Source organism: Synechococcus sp. 8F6, assembly GCF_002252665.1.
In the GTDB taxonomy this organism is placed as follows: Bacteria; Cyanobacteriota; Cyanobacteriia; order PCC-6307; family Cyanobiaceae; genus Cyanobium_A.
This window is the reverse complement of sequence record NZ_NQKZ01000010.1, coordinates 37,531-54,108: the sequence shown is the minus strand read 5'-3', so window position 1 is coordinate 54,108 and position 16,578 is coordinate 37,531. Positions and strand designations below refer to the sequence as shown.

At 70.3% G+C, this 16,578-nt stretch carries 19 protein-coding genes; 10 read left to right on the top strand and 9 right to left on the bottom strand.

Annotation, left to right across the window (positions count from 1 at the left end):
• Nucleotides 1–39 precede the first annotated feature (39 nt).
• Nucleotides 40–912 carry a 16S rRNA (cytosine(1402)-N(4))-methyltransferase RsmH gene (gene rsmH, locus CJZ78_RS08900; RefSeq protein ID WP_233128619.1) on the top strand — a complete coding sequence of 291 codons (873 nt, stop codon included), beginning with the start codon at nucleotides 40–42 and terminating at the stop codon, nucleotides 910–912.
• On the opposite strand, the gene CJZ78_RS08895 is transcribed toward rsmH, so the two are convergent.
• Both CJZ78_RS08895 and CJZ78_RS08890 read right to left on the bottom strand, forming a co-directional pair.
• Entirely contained in the window at nucleotides 905–1,672 is a 768-nt protein-coding gene (locus tag CJZ78_RS08895; protein WP_094560793.1) for a hypothetical protein, read from the bottom strand. The genes rsmH and CJZ78_RS08895 overlap by 8 nt on opposite strands.
• An 84-nt stretch (nucleotides 1,673–1,756) precedes the next feature.
• Nucleotides 1,757–2,890: a cysteine desulfurase family protein gene (locus tag CJZ78_RS08890; protein WP_094560791.1), complete on the bottom strand. Its 1,134-nt coding sequence runs from the start codon at nucleotides 2,888–2,890 to the stop codon at nucleotides 1,757–1,759.
• A 20-nt stretch (nucleotides 2,891–2,910) separates the two neighbouring features.
• Here CJZ78_RS08890 and CJZ78_RS08885 point away from each other — a divergent pair, with 20 nt between their 5' ends.
• The 4 genes from CJZ78_RS08885 to CJZ78_RS08870 are packed head-to-tail and all read left to right on the top strand — an operon-like array spanning nucleotide 2,911 to nucleotide 5,898.
• Nucleotides 2,911–3,411 carry a hypothetical protein gene (locus tag CJZ78_RS08885; RefSeq protein WP_094560789.1) on the top strand — a complete coding sequence of 167 codons (501 nt, stop codon included), beginning with the start codon at nucleotides 2,911–2,913 and terminating at the stop codon, nucleotides 3,409–3,411.
• Nucleotides 3,412–3,431: 20 nt separating this feature from the next.
• Nucleotides 3,432–4,175: a response regulator transcription factor gene (locus CJZ78_RS08880; protein ID WP_094560787.1), complete on the top strand. Its 744-nt coding sequence runs from the start codon at nucleotides 3,432–3,434 to the stop codon at nucleotides 4,173–4,175.
• 6 nt (nucleotides 4,176–4,181) lie between these two features.
• The gene (locus tag CJZ78_RS08875; RefSeq protein ID WP_369802041.1) at nucleotides 4,182–5,216 is read left to right on the top strand and encodes a pseudouridine synthase; all 1,035 of its coding nucleotides are present in this window, start codon (nucleotides 4,182–4,184) and stop codon (nucleotides 5,214–5,216) included.
• Nucleotides 5,209–5,898, top strand: coding sequence for an alpha-ketoglutarate-dependent dioxygenase AlkB (locus CJZ78_RS08870; protein WP_094560785.1), 690 nt, complete (start codon nucleotides 5,209–5,211; stop codon nucleotides 5,896–5,898). The genes CJZ78_RS08875 and CJZ78_RS08870 overlap by 8 nt, the downstream gene beginning before the upstream one ends.
• Here CJZ78_RS08870 and bchM read toward each other — a convergent pair whose 3' ends face one another.
• The 3 genes from bchM to CJZ78_RS08855 form a co-directional block, all read right to left on the bottom strand.
• The gene (gene bchM / locus CJZ78_RS08865) at nucleotides 5,899–6,603 is read right to left on the bottom strand and encodes a magnesium protoporphyrin IX methyltransferase (RefSeq protein ID WP_094560783.1); all 705 of its coding nucleotides are present in this window, start codon (nucleotides 6,601–6,603) and stop codon (nucleotides 5,899–5,901) included.
• 53 nt (nucleotides 6,604–6,656) lie between these two features.
• The gene (locus tag CJZ78_RS08860) at nucleotides 6,657–7,607 is read right to left on the bottom strand and encodes a hypothetical protein (protein ID WP_094560781.1); all 951 of its coding nucleotides are present in this window, start codon (nucleotides 7,605–7,607) and stop codon (nucleotides 6,657–6,659) included.
• Nucleotides 7,608–7,759: 152 nt separating this feature from the next.
• Nucleotides 7,760–8,926 (bottom strand): N-acetylglucosamine-6-phosphate deacetylase, encoded by a 1,167-nt coding sequence (locus CJZ78_RS08855; protein WP_094560779.1) that lies wholly within the window; start codon nucleotides 8,924–8,926, stop codon nucleotides 7,760–7,762.
• Between the two features lie 120 nt (nucleotides 8,927–9,046).
• Between CJZ78_RS08855 and purE the strand changes: the two genes are divergently transcribed.
• Together purE and CJZ78_RS08845 are read left to right on the top strand one after the other, a co-directional pair.
• Nucleotides 9,047–9,553, top strand: coding sequence for a 5-(carboxyamino)imidazole ribonucleotide mutase (gene purE, locus CJZ78_RS08850; RefSeq protein WP_369802042.1), 507 nt, complete (start codon nucleotides 9,047–9,049; stop codon nucleotides 9,551–9,553).
• On the top strand, nucleotides 9,553–10,659 hold the full coding sequence (locus CJZ78_RS08845; RefSeq protein WP_094560775.1) for an AI-2E family transporter: 1,107 nt from the start codon (nucleotides 9,553–9,555) through the stop codon (nucleotides 10,657–10,659). Before purE ends, CJZ78_RS08845 begins: the two co-directional genes overlap by 1 nt.
• On the opposite strand, the gene cysC is transcribed toward CJZ78_RS08845, so the two are convergent.
• Entirely contained in the window at nucleotides 10,616–11,278 is a 663-nt protein-coding gene (gene cysC / locus CJZ78_RS08840) for an adenylyl-sulfate kinase (protein WP_094560773.1), read from the bottom strand. The genes CJZ78_RS08845 and cysC overlap by 44 nt on opposite strands.
• 60 nt (nucleotides 11,279–11,338) lie before the next feature.
• Nucleotides 11,339–11,671: a translation initiation factor gene (locus tag CJZ78_RS08835; protein ID WP_094560771.1), complete on the bottom strand. Its 333-nt coding sequence runs from the start codon at nucleotides 11,669–11,671 to the stop codon at nucleotides 11,339–11,341.
• Nucleotides 11,672–11,749: 78 nt separating this feature from the next.
• On the opposite strand from CJZ78_RS08835, the gene trpB reads away from it, so the two are divergent.
• Entirely contained in the window at nucleotides 11,750–13,000 is a 1,251-nt protein-coding gene (trpB, locus tag CJZ78_RS08830) for a tryptophan synthase subunit beta (protein WP_094560914.1), read from the top strand.
• Here the strand turns inward: trpB and CJZ78_RS08825 are convergent.
• Nucleotides 12,997–13,905, bottom strand: a complete 909-nt coding sequence (locus CJZ78_RS08825) for a heat-inducible transcriptional repressor HrcA (protein WP_233128627.1) — start codon at nucleotides 13,903–13,905, stop codon at nucleotides 12,997–12,999. The genes trpB and CJZ78_RS08825 overlap by 4 nt on opposite strands.
• Before the next feature lie 127 nt (nucleotides 13,906–14,032).
• A complete protein-coding gene (locus CJZ78_RS08820; RefSeq protein ID WP_094560912.1) occupies nucleotides 14,033–14,401 on the bottom strand; it encodes a rhodanese-like domain-containing protein in 369 nt (122 codons plus the stop codon).
• A gap of 54 nt (nucleotides 14,402–14,455) precedes the next feature.
• On the opposite strand from CJZ78_RS08820, the gene CJZ78_RS08815 reads away from it, so the two are divergent.
• Together CJZ78_RS08815 and CJZ78_RS08810 are read left to right on the top strand one after the other, a co-directional pair.
• On the top strand, nucleotides 14,456–16,078 hold the full coding sequence (locus CJZ78_RS08815) for a DUF3352 domain-containing protein (RefSeq protein ID WP_094560767.1): 1,623 nt from the start codon (nucleotides 14,456–14,458) through the stop codon (nucleotides 16,076–16,078).
• Nucleotides 16,071–16,562 carry a histidine phosphatase family protein gene (locus CJZ78_RS08810; RefSeq protein ID WP_233128618.1) on the top strand — a complete coding sequence of 164 codons (492 nt, stop codon included), beginning with the start codon at nucleotides 16,071–16,073 and terminating at the stop codon, nucleotides 16,560–16,562. Before CJZ78_RS08815 ends, CJZ78_RS08810 begins: the two co-directional genes overlap by 8 nt.
• Nucleotides 16,563–16,578: the final 16 nt, after the last annotated feature.

The window sequence follows — 16,578 nt, the reverse complement described above, 5'->3', positions numbered from 1 at the left end:
ATCTTAGGAAGGAAGCGCCCGCCGTTCCCGGCTTCCCGCTTGTTCGATTCCCCTGGGGCCTTCGCCCACGTGCCCGTGCTGGCCGAGCCGCTGCTGGCGGCGCTGCCGGGTGGCGGCGGCACGCTGATCGACTGCACCCTCGGCGGCGGCGGCCACAGTGCGTTGCTGCTGCAGGCCCATCCCGGCTTGCGCGTGGTGGGGCTGGACCAGGATCCAAGCGCCCGTGCCGCCGCCGCCGAGCGCCTCGCCCCGTTTGGCGATCGCGCCACGATCGTGGCCACCAACTTCGCCGATTACGTGCCAGCTGAGCTGGCTGTGGCGGTGCTGGCCGACCTGGGGGTGAGCAGTCCGCAGCTGGATGTGGCGGCGCGGGGCTTCAGCTTCCGGCTGGCCGGCCCGCTCGACATGCGCATGAATCCCACGGCCGGTGAGACCGCTGGTGAGCTGATCGATCGGCTCGACGAGACGGCGCTGGCCGATCTGATCTACGCCTACGGCGAGGAGCGGCTCTCGCGCCGCATCGCTCGGCGCGTCAAAGAGCAGGGCCCGTGGGCCCCGCGGGATACCGCTGAGCTGGCCTATCTGGTGGCCGGCTGTTACCCACCCCAGGCCCGCCGGGGCCGCATTCATCCCGCCACGCGCACGTTTCAGGCCCTGCGCATTGCCGTGAACGACGAGCTGGGCGTGTTGGACAAGTTGTTGCACAGCGCCCCGGACTGGTTGGTGCCTGGGGGGCTTTTGGCGATCATCAGCTTTCACTCCCTTGAAGACCGTCGGGTGAAGACGGCCTTTCTGGCCGATGAGCGGCTGGAGCGGGTCACGCGCAAGGCGATTCAGGCCAGCCCTGAGGAAGCGGAGGCCAACCCCCGCAGCCGCAGCGCCCGCTTGCGGATTGCGCGGCGGCTCAGCTGAGCAGGCCGGTGCGGTCTTCGGCGCCGAACAGCTGGCGGTAGGCGGCGGTGGAGATGCACAGCACCACCGGCACCACCACCAGCAGGCCGCCGTAGCTGAACAGGCCGCCGATGGCGTGGATGACACCTTCGACAATGCCCAGCCACAGCACCATCCACCAGCTGGGGTTCACCACGTTCACGCCTGATCCAAGCGTGTTGGTGGCCTTGGAGGTGCCCAGCAGCGACACCTGGATCAGGAACTTCTGGGTGACCAGCAGCCACACATAAAAGATCGCCACCACGATCATCGGGATGACGGAGAGGGCTTCATTGAGCTTGCCAAGGCCAGCACCGATCAGGGCAGCGATGGCGCCGGCTACGGCCACCACAATCGCCAGCAGAACTGCCGAGCCCAGCAGGCGGGCGCTGGCGGGACGGTCCCAGCGGGTGAAGTCGGCGAAGCAGGGCTTGCGGCCCTCCAGGCTCAGCCAGGCACCACGGGTGAGGCCCACCACGGTCCACAGGGCCACGATCACGTAGCCGATCACGCCCGCGATCAGCGCGATCCAGCCACCCACGGGGTGCACGACCATCAGCTCCTCCACCTTGGCCAGGCGGGCGGCACCGACGGCGGTCAGGGCGGCAAAGGGCAGCAGGATCAGGCCCGCCAGGGCCTGAAACAGCAGGAAGGCCCAGGGAGCCCGGCAGAAGGCGCCCCACCCGTCTTCAACGGCTTGGAGAATGTGCAGGCGGCTGTTGTCGGAGGGGGTGAGGGCCATGACCAAGGGCAGATGGCCCGGACGGTAGCGATGGACACACAAGGGCGCATCCGCTTTGTGAAGCTTTGATGGAAGTAGCGCTCCTCAGCGCAGCTCCCGCACTGCCGCTGCCACCGCGTCGATTGCCAGGGTGATGTCGGTCGGGCTGGTTTCCCGGCCCAATCCGAAGCGAATCGAGGCGGCGGCCTGGGCGCGACTGCGGCCCAAGGCCGCCAGCACATGCGAGGGCGACCCCTGGCTGCAGGCCGAGCCGCTGCTCACGGCGATCCGCCCGCGCAGCAGCCGGTGCAGCCGCTGGCCGTCGACGCCCTGCACCGTCACGTTGAGGTTGTGGGGAAGCCGGGGCGTCAGGCCTCCGTTGAGCTCAATGCCCCCGAGGGCCTGCAGGCCCTCCCAGAGCTGGTCCCGCAGGGCCCCGAGCCGCCCGGCCCGCTCCTCCCGGTCGGCCTCCGCCTGCGTCAGCGCCTCCCCCAGTCCCACGATCAGGGGCACCGGCAGGGTGCCGGCCCGGCGCCCGTCCTGTTGACCGCCGCCGTGCAGTTGGGGTGCCAGCCGCAACCCCGGCCTCACCAGCAGGGCCCCCACGCCCTTGGGGCCGTAGAGCTTGTGGCCGCTCAGGCTCAGCAGGTCGATGCCCAGGGCGTCCATGGCCAGGGGGATGTGGCCGGCGGCCTGGGCGGCGTCCACATGCAGCAGCACCCCCCGCTGGCGGCACAACTCGCCGATGGCGGCTAGGGGCTGAAGCACGCCGATCTCGTTGTTGGCGGCCATCACGCTGAGCAGCAGCACGTCGTCGCCCAGAGCGGCTTCGAGCTGGGCGAGATCCACCAGGCCATCGGGGCCCACCGGCAGCAGCTGCACCGGAAAGCCATGGCGTCCCAGATAGGCCAGCGGATCCAGCACGGCCCGGTGCTCGCTCACCAGGCTCAGCAGCCGCCGGCGGGGATGGCCCTGCTCCAGAGCCGCCTCGCACACCCCCTTGAGGGCCAGGTTGTTGGCTTCGGTGGCACCGCTGGTGAAGATCACCGCCTCCGGGGCGGCGCCCAGGGCGCGGGCCAGCTGGCCGCGGGCCCTCTCCACGGCGGCAGCGGCCTCCAGGGCCGGGCGGTAGAGCCGGCTGTCGGGGTTGGCGCAGTGCTCGCTCCACCAGGGCGCCATCGCCGCCACCACCGCCGGATCGCAGGGCGTGGTGGCGTGGTGGTCGAGGTAGGCGAGCATGGAGGTGCTTCTAGAACTCCATGGTGCCAACCAGAACCCTCACCCTGGTGGCCCTGGCCGCTTTGCTGGCATCGCCTGCCTGGGCGGAGGGCGGTGGGGTGCGGCCTCAGGACGCCCGGCCGCCGGGGCTGATCCTGCTGCAGGAGCGCCCCGGCCTGGGCGGCATGCAGGCGGTCGGCATCTACAACGTCGTGGCCGATCCCAGCAGCCCCGGCCTGTGGCGCATCAAGTTTTGGGACGAGCAGCCCAAGGATGTGAAGGTGCGCAGCGAAACGGTCCGCTGCAGCCCGGCCGCACCGATGCGGGTCACCAGCAATGGGGCCTACCTCTTCCTGCGCGAACTCAACCCCGGCGGCCCAATCACCCCGGCCAACCGCATCGACCACCTGGTGTGGTGGGCCACCTGCTTCCCCGAGCAGGCGGGCAAGGATCCGGCCGGCCTGGCGGCTCTGGCGCTCCAGCTGGGCTACAGCGGCATGCTTCGGGAATCCGAGCAGGTGTTGCCTGGACGGCCCCGCTGAGCGCCTGCAGACTTGCGGCCATGAACCTTGAATCCGATCCCACCCAGGCCACCGCGGCTCCGGAAACCCCGGCCACGCCCGTGCGCCTGCTGCTGGTCGACGACGAGCCCGGCCTGCGCACCGCCGTGAAGGCCTATCTGGAAGATGTGGGCTTCGCGGTCACCACCGCCAACGACGGCGAGGAGGGCTGGACGGTGGCCCAGGAGCTGCTGCCCGATGTGATCCTCAGCGACGTGATGATGCCGCGCTGCGACGGCTACGGCCTGCTCAAGAAGCTGCGGGCCGATGAGCGCCTGGGGGGCACGCCGGTGATCTTCCTCACCGCCAAGGGCATGACCGCCGATCGCATCGCTGGCTTCCAGGCCGGCTGCGACGACTACATCCCCAAGCCCTTCGATCCCGACGAGCTGGTGGCCCGGGTTCACAACGTGGTGAACCGTCAGCAGCGTCTGCTGGCCGAGGCCGCCCGCTTCGCCGACGCCGACATCGGCCAGCTCTCCAAGCAGATCACCGAGATCCGCTCGTTGCTCGCCACCGGTGGCACCAAGAAGCCGGCCACCACTTCGGAGCATGTGTTCACGCCGCGGGAGGCCAGCGTGCTGCAGCTGGTGGCCGAGGGAATGATGAACAAGGAGATCGCCCGGCGCCTGGAAACCTCGATCCGAAATGTCGAGAAGTACGTCAGCCGCCTGTTCATCAAAACCGGCACGGCCAGCCGCACCGAGCTGGTGCGCTACGCCCTCGAGCACGGTCTTGTGGACTGAACCGTCTTGTGGATTGAGCTGCCAGCGGCGTTCAACCGGGGCCACGCCTACCGCGATCGCGTGACTCCCCGCGACGGGGGCCAGTTGTTGAGCGCGTTTTACGCAGCCCGCTACCCCCATTCCAGTGCGGCGGTGTGGCGACAACGGCTCGCCGCCGGCGAGATCTGCAGGAACAACCAACAGCTCCAGGCCGATGTCGCCCTCGCAGCCGGGGATGGGCTGATCTGGCATCGGCCCCCCTGGCAGGAAGCCGCCGTGCCGGTGTTGCCCGGCCCCTTGTTCGACGACGGCGACCTGCTGGTGTTCGACAAACCCAGTGGCCTGCCGGTGCTGCCGGCCGGTGGCTTTCTGGAGCACACCCTGCTGGCCCAGCTGCAGGCCCGCTGGCCTGACGCTCGGCCCGTGCACCGCCTGGGACGCTTCACCTCGGGGCTGCTGATCTGCGCCCGCCGCAGCGCCACCCGCGCCTGGCTTAGCGCCCAGCTGCGGGAGAGCACGGCACAACAACAGCGCCTTCAAAAAAGCTCCACAACTGTGACCACATTGGTGAGCCCCTGCCGCAAGACCTACCGGGCCCTGCTGCAGCCACCCGCCCCCGGCTCGCCTCTGCTGGCGCTGGAGCCCGGCGAGCTGCTCAGCCTCACCACCCCGATCGGTCGCTGTGCCCATGGGAGCCTGGGCACCATCTGGGCTGCCGCCCCTGCCGCCCCTGCCGCCCCTGCCGCCCCTGCGGATCCCGCCGCACTGCCGGCCTTGAGCGTGCTGCGCCTGCTGGAGCGGCGCGAGCGGGCCTGGTCGGTGGAGGTCACGATCGCCACCGGCCGCCCCCACCAGATCCGCATCCACACCGCCGCCGCCGGGGCCCCGCTGCTGGGCGATCCGCTCTATGGCCCTGGCGGTGGCGCCCAGGCGGGGGCCCTGCCGGGGGATGGGGGCTACCACCTGCATGCCCATCGGCTGCAGTTGGCCTGCCCCGATGGCGGCCTGCTCGAGTTGGAGGCGCCATTGCCCGAGGCCCTGCGCGGTGCCGCCGATGGTTGAGTTTTTGCATTCGGGGCTTGTTGAACAGACTGTTGAACGCCCTGGTCTGCACCTGCGCCACTGGCCGGCCTGGCTGCCGCCGGCCCGGGCGGCCGAGCTCCTGGCGGCGCTGCAGGCCGAGGTGCCGTGGAAGCAGGAGGCGATCACGCTCTATGGCCGCCGTCACCTGCTGCCGCGGCTCACCTGCTGGATGGCTGATCCGGGCTGCGGCTACCGCTACAGCGGCCTGGCCAACGCGATTGAGTCTTGGTCGCCGGCCGCCGCCGAGCTGCGCCAGGCCCTGCAGGAGCTCACCGGCTGGCGCTTCAACTCCCTGCTGCTCAACCGCTACCGCGACGGCCGCGATGCCATGGGCTGGCATGCCGACGACGAACCCGAGCTCGATCCCGCTGCGCCGATCGCCTCGCTCAGCTTCGGGGCCCCCCGCGACTTCCGCCTGCGGCCCCGGCCCAGCCCCCGCCGGCCGCCTGGTGCCCCGCTGCCCGACGGGTATGGCGAGGAGGGCATCAGGCGAGGCGACCCCTGCGCGCCGTTCAACATCGCGTTGCACAACGGCGATCTGCTGTTGATGGACCCCCCCACCCAGCTTTGGTGGCAGCACGCCCTGCCCAAGCGCCTGCGCGTCCGACAGGAGCGCCTCAACCTCACCTTTCGGGTGGTGCGCTCAGGCGCGCAGGTCTGATCAGGCCCGTTCGAAGGCGATCAGGCGGGAGAAATAGAAGGGCGCCTTGTTGAGGCTGCGGCGCACGGGCCGGAAGCCGGCCTCGGCGGCGGCGGCCACGATGCCCGCCTCGCGCAGGGTGTAGGCCCGGGTGGTTTTGCTGGGGCCCGGGAACAGCTGGCCGATGCCCTTGAGCAGCGCCAGCAGCGGCGTGTAGGGGGCAAAGCTCACGATCAGGTGCTGCTCCGCCATGCCAGCCAGATGGCGCACCATCTCCTCTGCAGGGGCCTGCGGGTAGTGGATGAACACATCCAGGCAGATCACCGTGTCGTAGCGGCCGCTGAGGCTCTCCAGATCGGAGGCCAGGAAGTGGATGCGGCCCGGGGCGATGCCGGCTTGGACGCCGCGACGCTCGGCTTCCTGCACCATGGCGGCCGAGAGGTCGGAGGCGGCGATCGATCCTGCCCCCAGCTGGGCCAGGGGCAGGGTCAGGCTGCCCACGCCACAGCCGGCGTCGCAGAAGCTGCGCTCGCCCAGGTTGCCCTGCTCCTGCAGCCAGGCCAGCACGTTGTCCACCGTTTTCTGGTGGCCGATGCGGATGTTGCGCTGCACCCGGTTGACGTCCTCGGACTCGCTGTAGATGCGGTTCCAGCGGTCGAAACCGGTGGTTTCGAAATAGCCCTTCACCTCGGCTTTTTCGGCTGCTGTTTCGGCTGCGATATGCATCGAGCGGGGCAATGGGCCTCTGGATGGGCCGGATCCTAGGGAGCTACCCCTTCTCAGAGCACCTGGAGTTCACGCCGCACGTCTGCCAAGGGGCGTTCGATCCAGGGCCAGAAGTCCCAGTGGAAATCGCGGATCGGCCCGGTTGTAGCGCCGCCGCGCTGCAGGGCCTGCGCGAAGGTAGGGGCATCGAGCTGATCTTTCAGTTTTGGTGCAACGCTTCCCGCCAGGGGATCGGCGATGCCCATCTGGAACTGCAACAGTGCTGGCAGGCCAATCAGCAGGGCGTGGTCCGGGAACAAGCCCATCGTGAAGCCCAGCACCTGCAGTTCGCCGTTGGGATCGGTGGCGTACCCGCCGATCACATGGTGCAGGTCGTGGATGGCCACATAGGCGTAAGGAAGGCCCCTGCGACTCCCGGGGTAAGGGAAGTTGTTGTCAATGTAGTAAGCGTGCAGGCCTGCCCCCAAGCTGCCGGCTGGTGCCGCATTCAGGGCGGCGTAGCGGCTTTCGTGTTCCCGATCGATGCCCACGCCCAGCATTGGCAGGATGAAGCGGGCATAGCCCTGCACCACGCCATCGTTGTTGAGCGCATGGAAGGTGCGGCGGTACATGTCGCCGAAGCTCTTGAGCACGTGCCCGCGGCACACCTCCTCCAGATCGGCCATCGTTTCGGGCTCCACCTGGAGCTCGACGGCGATGCGCATCAGGAGCTGCACCTTGGCCTGATCGAGCCGAGGCTCCAGGAAGGCCAGCAGCGTGAGCAGTTGCATCACCTCCTGCCGCTGGCGGCGGCTGAGCACCAGCCCCGATAACCCCACTGGGATGGTGGCGGCTGGATCTTTGGGCCAGGGTTGGCCCAACAAGGAGGGGAACAGCGTCGCCAGCAGTTCGCGCTCCCGCTCCGTTGGGCGCTCTTTCCCCTCGGCGCTGATCAGGGCCTCACAGGTTTGGGCAACGGCCCGCACCGCAGCGGGTGGCAGGGAAGCCAGGTCGTGAAACGCCATGGTGCCCGGTTGGTCGTCGGCTGTCCTGTCCTATCCACGCTTTGCTCGTACTGCAACACCCCTCGAGCTGGCCTGCATGGCCGCCACCTCCGTCAGGCCAGCGCCATCGAGGCATCGCTGATGCCATGAATCCGTAGGAAGGACTGCAGCGCCTAGATGGAGGCGGCCACGGCCCGCTGCCACACCAGACCCTCAGCCCCCGCATGCCAGCGCAGGGCCTCGACCAGGGGCGTGCCCAGCAGCAGCTGGGGCAGGCTGCGGTCATCCCCCAGCACCCGGCGCGGCAGCACGGTGGCCGCGGCGATGGCGCGGCCGGGTTCGCCGGTCCACTGCGCCAGACGCCGCACCCCCTCCAGCAGCGGCAGGGTGACCCCGGCCAGGGTGCCGTCCTGCAGCCGGCAGCTGCCGTCCTGCACGATCAGCAGCCGCTCATCCCAGCGGTGCTGTCCCTCCCCCAGACCGTAGGGGGCCAGGGCATCGCTCACCAGCACCACCTGCTCCGGGGCCAGCCGCTGCAGCAGCACCGCCATGGTGGGGGTCACGTGCACCCCATCGGCGATCAGGCCGATCGCCACGTCGCCCCGCAGGGCGGCCGCCGCCACCGGCCCCGGTGCCCGGTGGTGCATGCCGGGCATGGCATTGAAGGCGTGGGTGAGCATCGTCACCCCGCGCGCAAAGGCCTCTTCGGCCTGGGTTTCGCTGGCGGCGCTGTGGCCCAGGCTCACCACGATGCCTCGCTCGGCCAGGGCGGCGATCACCGCTTCGGCTCCGTCGAGCTCCGGGGCGAGGGTCACCAGATCGATGTCGTCCTCGAAGCCGTCGATGCGCTCCAGCAGCGCCGCCAGGCTCGGGGCGGCCAGGTGCTGGGCGGGATGGGCGCCGCGCCGCGTTGGCTCCAGGAAGGGGCCTTCCAGATGGGCCCCCAGCAGCTGACAGCGGCCCGGGCGATGCCGCGCGCGTGCTTCGGCCAGCACGGTGAGGGCCTGGCGCAGCGGCGCGACGCCGCAGGTCACCAGGGTGGGACAGATCGCTTCGACGCCATCGCGCCAGAGCAGCTCCAGCAGCTGCTCCAGCTGAGGTAGATCGGTGGCGGTGAGTTCCGGGAAGGCCAGCCCCAGGCCGCCGTTGATCTGCAGGTCCACCCCGGCCGGGCTGAGCCAGTCGCCGCCCCAGTCGTCACCGGTGGCCCGGCTGCCATCCGGCAGGGGTTCCACCAGGGCGATCAGGTTGTCGTCGTCGAGGCCAATGCGCCAGCGCTGCTCGGCGCCGTGGCTGCAGCGCCGAGCCTGGGGCAGGCGAACGTTGCTGAGCCAGTGCATGGGCAGAGGAGCGCAGGTGTGGCGTCTGGGCGGTCAGACGTGACAATGCCATTCTCTGCCTGCGCCTGCGTGGTTGCGCTTCCTTCCCCTGGATCGTCTGCGCCGGATCCCGCCCCCCGCGTGGCGGTGGTGATGGGCAGCGATTCCGACCTGCCCACCATGCAGCCGGCGGTGGAGGTGCTGGAGCGCTTCGGGGTGGTGGTGGAAGTGCGGGTGCTCTCGGCCCATCGCACGCCGCTCGAGATGATGGATTTTGCCCAGCAGGCCGCTGGCCGCGGCCTGAAAGTCATCGTTGCCGGCGCGGGTGGGGCCGCCCACCTGCCCGGGATGGTGGCCGCGCTCACCACCCTGCCGGTGATCGGCGTGCCCGTGCAGAGCCGGGCGCTCGCCGGGGTGGATTCGCTCCACTCGATCGTGCAGATGCCGGCGGGCATCCCCGTCGCCACGGTGGCCATCGGCAACGGCACCAACGCCGGCCTGCTGGCTGTGCAGATCCTGGCCACCGCTGACGAACGCCTGGCGGCCGCCATCGCGGCCTATCGCGCTGAGCTGCACGCCCAGGTCACCAGCAAGGACCGCCGCCTGGTGGAGCTCGGCAGCCGCGCCTACCTGGAGCAGATGGGCTGATGCTCGAGCGCCTTGTCCTGCCCCCCTGGTTGAAGGCCGGCCTGGCCCTGCCCCTGCTGGTGCTCAACCTCTGGGTGCTGCGTCAGCTGCTGCTACCCCTCGCCCCCTTCCCGGCGCTGTTTGTGGGAGCCGCCCTGATCGCCTTCCTGCTCGATTTACCCAGCCGCTGGCTAATGGGCCGCGGTCTGCCGCGCTGGCTGGCCACCGCCTTGGTGGTGGGTCTCAGTTTCGGGCTGCTTGCTTTGGCGGCTGTCTGGCTGGTGCCGCGGCTGATTGAGCAGCTGGGCGAGCTGATCACGGCCTTGCCCGGCTGGTTGGCCCAGGGCGAAACGCTGCTGCAGCAGTTGCAGGCCTGGGCTGGCACCCGGGGGCTGCCCACAGATTTCGGCGACCTCAGCAGCGAATTGCTCACGCGCACCAGCCTGCTGGCCCGTCAGGTCAGTCAGCAGCTGCTCGGATTGCTCGGCGCCACCGTGGGTCTCACGGTGAACACCGTGATCGTGCTCGTGTTGGCGGTGTTTCTGCTGTTGGGCGGGGAGGGCATCAGTGCGGGCCTCGCCCAGTGGCTGCCGCCAAAGGTGCGGGAGCTGGTGGTAACCACCCTCAATCGCACCTTCCGGGGATACTTCGCCGGCCAGGTGGTGCTGGCGTTGATCCTCAGCGCCGCCCAGATCGTGGTGTTCACGCTGCTGGGCATTCCCTATGGCGTGCTGTTTGCGGTGGCGATCGGCTTCACCACCCTGGTGCCCTACGCCAGCGCCCTGACGATCGTGGTGGTCAGCCTGCTCCTGGCCCTTGACGATCCCCGCACCGGCCTGGAGGTGCTGGCGGCCGCCATCAGTGTGGGCCAGGTGGTCGATCAGGTGATCCAGCCCCGGCTGATGGGACTGATCGTTGGCCTGCAGCCGGCCTGGCTGCTGATCAGCCTGCCGGTGGGGGCCCGGTTGGGCAGCCTGCTGGGGCTGGGCGATCTACTGGGCCTGCTGCTGGCGGTGCCCACGGCCAGCTGCGCCAAGACTTTCCTCGATGCCTGGGGCGACCAGCTGCGGGCTGGGGAGTCGCTCAGCCCGCCTGGGGAATCACGCCCTGGCTTGCCAGGTAACTGAGCACCTGCGCCACCGAGTCCTCCAGGCTCTGGCTGCCGGTGTCCACCCGCAGCTCGGGCTGCTCGGGGGCCTCATAGGGGCTGGAGATGCCGGTGAACTCCTTGATCTCGCCGGCCCGCGCTTTGGCGTAGAGCCCCTTGGTGTCGCGCTGCTCGCACACGTCCAGGTTGGCGGCGCAGTGGATCTCGATGAAGTCGCCGGCGTCCACCAGGTCACGGGCCTTGTCACGGTCGGCCTTGAACGGTGACACGAACGCCGTCAGCACCACCACGCCCGCATCCAGAAACAGCTTGCTGACCTCGCCGATGCGGCGGATGTTCTCCTCCCGGTCGGCGTCGGAGAAGCCCAGGTCTTTGCAGAGGCCGTGGCGGATGTTGTCGCCATCCAGCACGTAGCAGGCCAGCCCCCGCTCAAACAGGGCCGAATTCACGGCATTGGCCAGGGTGCTCTTGCCGGCGCCGCTGAGGCCGGTGAACCAGAGAATGGCGCTGCGGTGGCCCCGCTGCTCGGCCCTGGCAGCCCGGTCCACGGAGGTGTGGTGCCAGGCGATGTTGGTGGAGGCTCCCTGGTTGGTGAGTTCGCCGTAGGGGACCGTTGGCGGGATTGGGGAGGCGGCCATCGCGCTCTGCTGCAGGCTGATGGGCCAAGTATCCCCCGCTGCCGGCGCGGGCCCGAGTGCTCAGCCTCCCGCCTGCTTGGGTCGGTAGCCGGCCTTCTCCAGGGCGGCCAGGGCCGGCGCCACCTGGTCGCCCTGGAGCTCAATCACCCCGTCTTTCACGGTGCCGCCCGTGCCGGCGGCAGCCTTGAGCTGCTTGAGCAGGGTCTTGAGTTCGGCTTCCAGCGCCTCCAGTCCGGTGATCGCCGTCACCAGTTTTCCGCCCTTGCCCGCCTTGGTGCGCTGCACCCGCACCCGCTGCTGGGCCTTGGGGTTGGGCCCGCCAGCGGCACTGCCGGCCGCGGCGCGTTGCAGGCTTTCCGGCTTGCTGAATTCCTGCCAGCCGCCCTTGGCCATGGCTGCTTCTTACGCTGCACTGATCTTGCTCCGCCGCTGGTGACCAGCACCGTCCCCCCCGTGTCGTCTGCTGGCGGCCTGTCTTCGGCTACCGGCCCCGATCCCGCCGCCCTCGAGCTCGCCGCCCGCCCCAATGGCCTGGGTCGCTATGGCCAGTTTGGCGGTCAGTACGTGCCGGAAACCCTGATCCCTGCCCTGGCGGAGCTGGAGCAGGCCGCTGCCGAGGCCTGGAAGGATCCGGCTTTCACCGACCGGCTCAACCACCTCCTGCGCACCTATGTGGGGCGGCCCAATCCTCTTTATGAAGCGGAGCGGCTCAGCGAGCACTACCGCCGCGCCGAGGGCGGCCCACGCATCTGGCTGAAGCGCGAAGACCTCAACCACACCGGTGCCCACAAGATCAACAACGCCCTCGGGCAGGCGCTGCTGGCTCTGCGCATGGGCAAGAAGCGGATCATTGCCGAAACCGGCGCCGGCCAGCACGGCGTGGCCACCGCCACCGTGTGCGCCCGCTTCGGCCTGGATTGCGTGGTGTACATGGGCGCCGAAGACATGCGCCGTCAGGCCCTCAACGTGTTCCGCATGCGCCTGCTGGGGGCCAGGGTGCAACCCGTGACGGCCGGCACCGCCACCCTGAAGGACGCCACCAGTGAGGCGATCCGCGACTGGGTGACCAACGTGGAGACCACCCACTACATCCTCGGCTCGGTGGCGGGCCCCCACCCCTTCCCGATGCTGGTGCGCGATTTCCACGCCGTGATCGGTGAGGAAACCAAGCGCCAGTGCCACGAGGCCTTCGGCCGCAATCCCGATGTGCTGGTGGCCTGCGTGGGCGGTGGCTCCAATGCCATGGGTCTGTTCCACCCCTTCGTGCCCGACACATCCGTGCGGCTGGTGGGCGTGGAAGCGGCCGGCGATGGTGTGGCCACCGGCCGCCACGCCGCCACCATCACCGAGGGGCGGGTGGGCGTGTTGCACGGCGCCATGAGCCTGTTGCTGCAGGACGAGGAGGGCCAGGTGCAGGAGGCCCACTCGATCAGCGCCGGCCTCGATTACCCCGGGGTGGGCCCGGAGCACAGCTACCTGAAAACCATCGGCCGCGCCGAATACGGCGCCGTCACCGATGCGGAGGCCCTCGAGGCCCTGCAACTTCTGTGCCGCCTGGAGGGCATCATCCCGGCCCTGGAAACGGCCCACGCCTTCGCCTGGCTGGAGAAGCTCTGCCCCACCCTGGCCCCCGGCACCGAGGTGGTGCTCAACCTGTCGGGTCGCGGCGATAAGGACGTGAACACCGTGGCCGAGAAGCTCGGTGATCAGATGGGGGGCTAACCCAACAGCCGTTCCAGCACCTGTGCCACCGACTGCACCGCGGCCCGGGCAGTGGCATAGGCCATCCGCATCGGACCCACCAGGGCCACCTGGCCGATGCCGCCATCGCCGCTGCGGTAGTCGGCCTGCACCACCGCGCACTGATGCAGGGCCCGGTGCGGATGCTCGGCGCCAATCCAGATGCCCGGTTGGGGCAGGAGCTGTTGGGGGGCATCCTCCACCAGCTCCACCAGGGGCCGCAGGCTGAGGGTCTGGCTGAATTCCGGTTGCGCCAGCAGGCCCGCCAGGCCGGTGGTGACGGCGCTTTCACCCTCCAGCTGCCGCGATTGCCCATGGCTGGTCAAGGCCTGGCGCAGCACGGCGCCGCTGCTGCGCAGATGGGACGGCAAGGTGCCCCAGTCGATCGCCCCGCCCTGGAGCTGGGCGCTGACCCAGCGCTCCAGGGCGGCCAGCTCGGCTACGGCCTGGGCGGGCAGCCGCAGGTTGAGGCTGCTGGCGGTCGCGCCCCCCTCCACCAGAAACACCAACAACCGCTCGCCACTGGCCACCAGCCGCAGCGCCTGCAGCTGGGGTTGGTGGCGTTGGGGGCGGGTGATCAGGCTGAGCAGGCCGGTGAGATCGGCCAGGCGCCGGCTCAGGTGCAGCAACAGGTCGTCGAGGGCCGCCCACTGCAGGCTCAGCCCGGTGAGCTCTCGCTCGAGCTGCAGGGCCGCTGCGCCGGGGGCGGGCAGCAGCTGGTCGACATAGGTGCGGTAGCCCTGCTGGCTGGGGATCCGGCCGGCGGAGGTGTGGGGCTGGGTGAGCAGGCCGCGTTGCTCCAGGGCCCCCATCGCCGAGCGCACTGTCGCCGGACTGGCTTGCAGCCCAAAGCGCCGCACCAGGGTTTGGCTGCCCACCGGTTCCATGGTGTCCACGTAGTGCCGCACGGCGAGCTGGAGCACCTCCTGCTGCCGAAGAGGCAAGGGGCGGGGGGACGGAGACTGCAAGCGAACGCTGCAGGGGTGCGGCGATCGTAGGCAGACACCGCTGGTCTCAGTAGCGGGGCACGCCGGGATCCACTTCGATGCTCCAGGCATCGATGCCCCCCTGAACGTTCCACACTGCGCCGTAGCCGTGTTCCTGGATCAGCCAGCAGCCCAGGTGCCAACTGCGCACGCCCGCATGGCAGAGCACCGCCACGGGGCGGTCGCGGTCGAGCAGCTGGTGGAGGTTGCCGATCCAGTCGGCGGAGCGGCTCAGGGGGAGGTGCACCACGGGGCAAGCCAGTTGGGCCAACTCCAGTTCGGCGTCTTCGCGCACATCCACCAGCTGGATCGGCTCGCCCTGCTCCAGTCGGGCCTGCAGCTCGCGCGCCCGGATGGTCTGCGGCGTGCCGGCCTCGGGGCGGTCTGGATGGTGCATCTCGGGCACGGGGGGTGGGTTGGGGTCAAGATGGGCCCATCCTGCGTGGGGCGCATGAAGGCCCGCCCGTTTCTGGCGGTCGTGCTGGCGGTAGCGTTGCTGTTGCTGAGCCTGGCGGCCGGCGGCTGGTGGCTGGTGCTGCAGCGCTCCCCGTTGCAGTTGCAGCATCAGGCCCTGGTTCCGCCGCAGGCGGCCCGATTCGTGCCCCGGCAGGCCGCGCTGAGCCTCTACCTGCTCACCGATGGGGAGCAACCTGTGGCCTACGCCCGGGCGGTGGCGCCCACCCGCGAGCGGCGGGCGGCTGTGGCGGCGGTAGCAGGCCTGCGGGACGGCGCCTTCGCGGCGGCAGGCCTGAATTACCCCGGCGAGCTGGCCCCCTGGCTGGGCCGCGAACTGGGCCTGGCCCTGTTGGCCTCCGAGCCTGGTGCGGCCCCCGATGGTTGGTTGTTGTCGCTGCGCAGCCGCGATGCCGATGGGGCCCGCCGCTTCCTGCAGCGCTTCTGGCAGACCCGCAGCCTGGCCGGCACCGATCTGCAGATCAGTAGCTACCGCGGCATGGGGCTGATCAGTGGCCGCGGCGCCCTGGTGGGCACCACGCCGGTGCCGATCGCCACCGCGCTGATCAACGACGACCTGGTGCTGATCGCCTCCGGCCGCGGCGTGCTCGAGCAGGCCCTCGACGTGTCCCAGATCGACGAACTCAACCAGGCCGCCAGCCCCCGCTTCCGCCAGGCCGTCCAGCGCCTGGGCCAGGGTGCTGCCCTGCTCACGGCCCGCCCGGAGGCCCTGGGGTCCTGGCTGGGCCTGCCTCCTGCATTCACGGCGCCGGGAGCCGTGCAGGAGCTGGTGGCCAGCCTGCGCCCCGATGGCCGCTCACTGGTGCTGGATGGTTGGCTGCAGGTCGGCCCGGATGTTGAGCCCAAGGCTCTTCTGCCCGTCCCCGCTGCAGGCGCTGCCACCGGTGCCGCCCTGCTGGAGGCCCTGCAGGCCCCTTCCGACAGCCTGGCGCTCGTGCAACAGCCCGCGGCCTGGCCCGCGCTCTGGCAACCGCTGCTGGCGGCGGTGCTCCAGGTGCCCGAGGGATCCTTGCCAGCGCAGGTGGCGGCGGCCGATGCCGGCCCGCTGCTGTGGAGCCAGAGCCGCCAGGGCTGGTTGCTCGGCACCGCCGCCGACCAACCCGATCCCGCCGTGCTCGATGGGGCCCTGGCCGCTGAGGGCTTGATTGCTGCCCCCCTGCCTGTGGAGGGTGACACCAGCGTTCGGGTCTGGACCCGCTTGGAGGCGCCGCAGGGCGGTCGTCGTGCGACGCGGGCCGAGTCAGACCAGCTCCAGGCGAGCCTGGCCGGTGCCCGCTCCAGCCAGGGGCGCCTGGCTTGGTGGGGGCAGACCCTGGCGGTGCTTCAGGAGCAGCGCGACTCCCGCCAGCCTCCCCGGTTGCGGCTGGAGCAAGTTGCCGCTCTCGATCTGCCCCAGGCGCCGCTGCAATGGGCGATGGGTGGTGAGCGGGCCCGGTCTCTGTTGCAGCGCTGGAGCACCTGGCAGCTGCTCTCGGGCTTGGCGGGCCATCCCCTGGCTCCGGGGGTGCAGGGGCTCAGCCTCGGCCTCGCCGCGGCCCCAGATGCCCCCCCCGACGGGGGAGCCGGTGCGCACCTCAAGGCGCGCCTGGGTTTTGGCTGAGCGCGAACTGCTGCTTTGGCGCCATGGCCTGGCCGAGGAGCGTCACCCCGACCTCCCGGATAGCGCGAGGGCCCTCACGCCCGAGGGGATCCGCCGCACGGCGGCGGTGGCGGAGCAGCTGCACCGGCTGCAGCTCGATTGCGATCAGCTGCTGAGCAGTCCCCTGCGGCGGGCGGTGCAGACCGCGGAGCTGGGCGTGGCAGCTGGCCTGGCCGCCGGTTTCGTGGTGGAGGCCAGCCTGGCCCCAGGGGGCGATCCGCGGCCGCTGCTGCAGCCAGGCGCCTGGCGGCGGTTGGGCCTGGTGGGCCATGAGCCGGATCTGGGCCACCTGGCCTCCAGCCTGCTGGGGGTACCGGCGGGCACGCTCACCCTCCGCAAGGCCGGCATCGTGATGATCAGGCTCGGGGCGGCTGGTGCCCGCCTGGAGGCCCTGATCGGCCCTCGGTTGCTGCGGCTACGGCAGTCGTCGCGCCGGTCGCCGTAGGTTCGCAGCATCGATC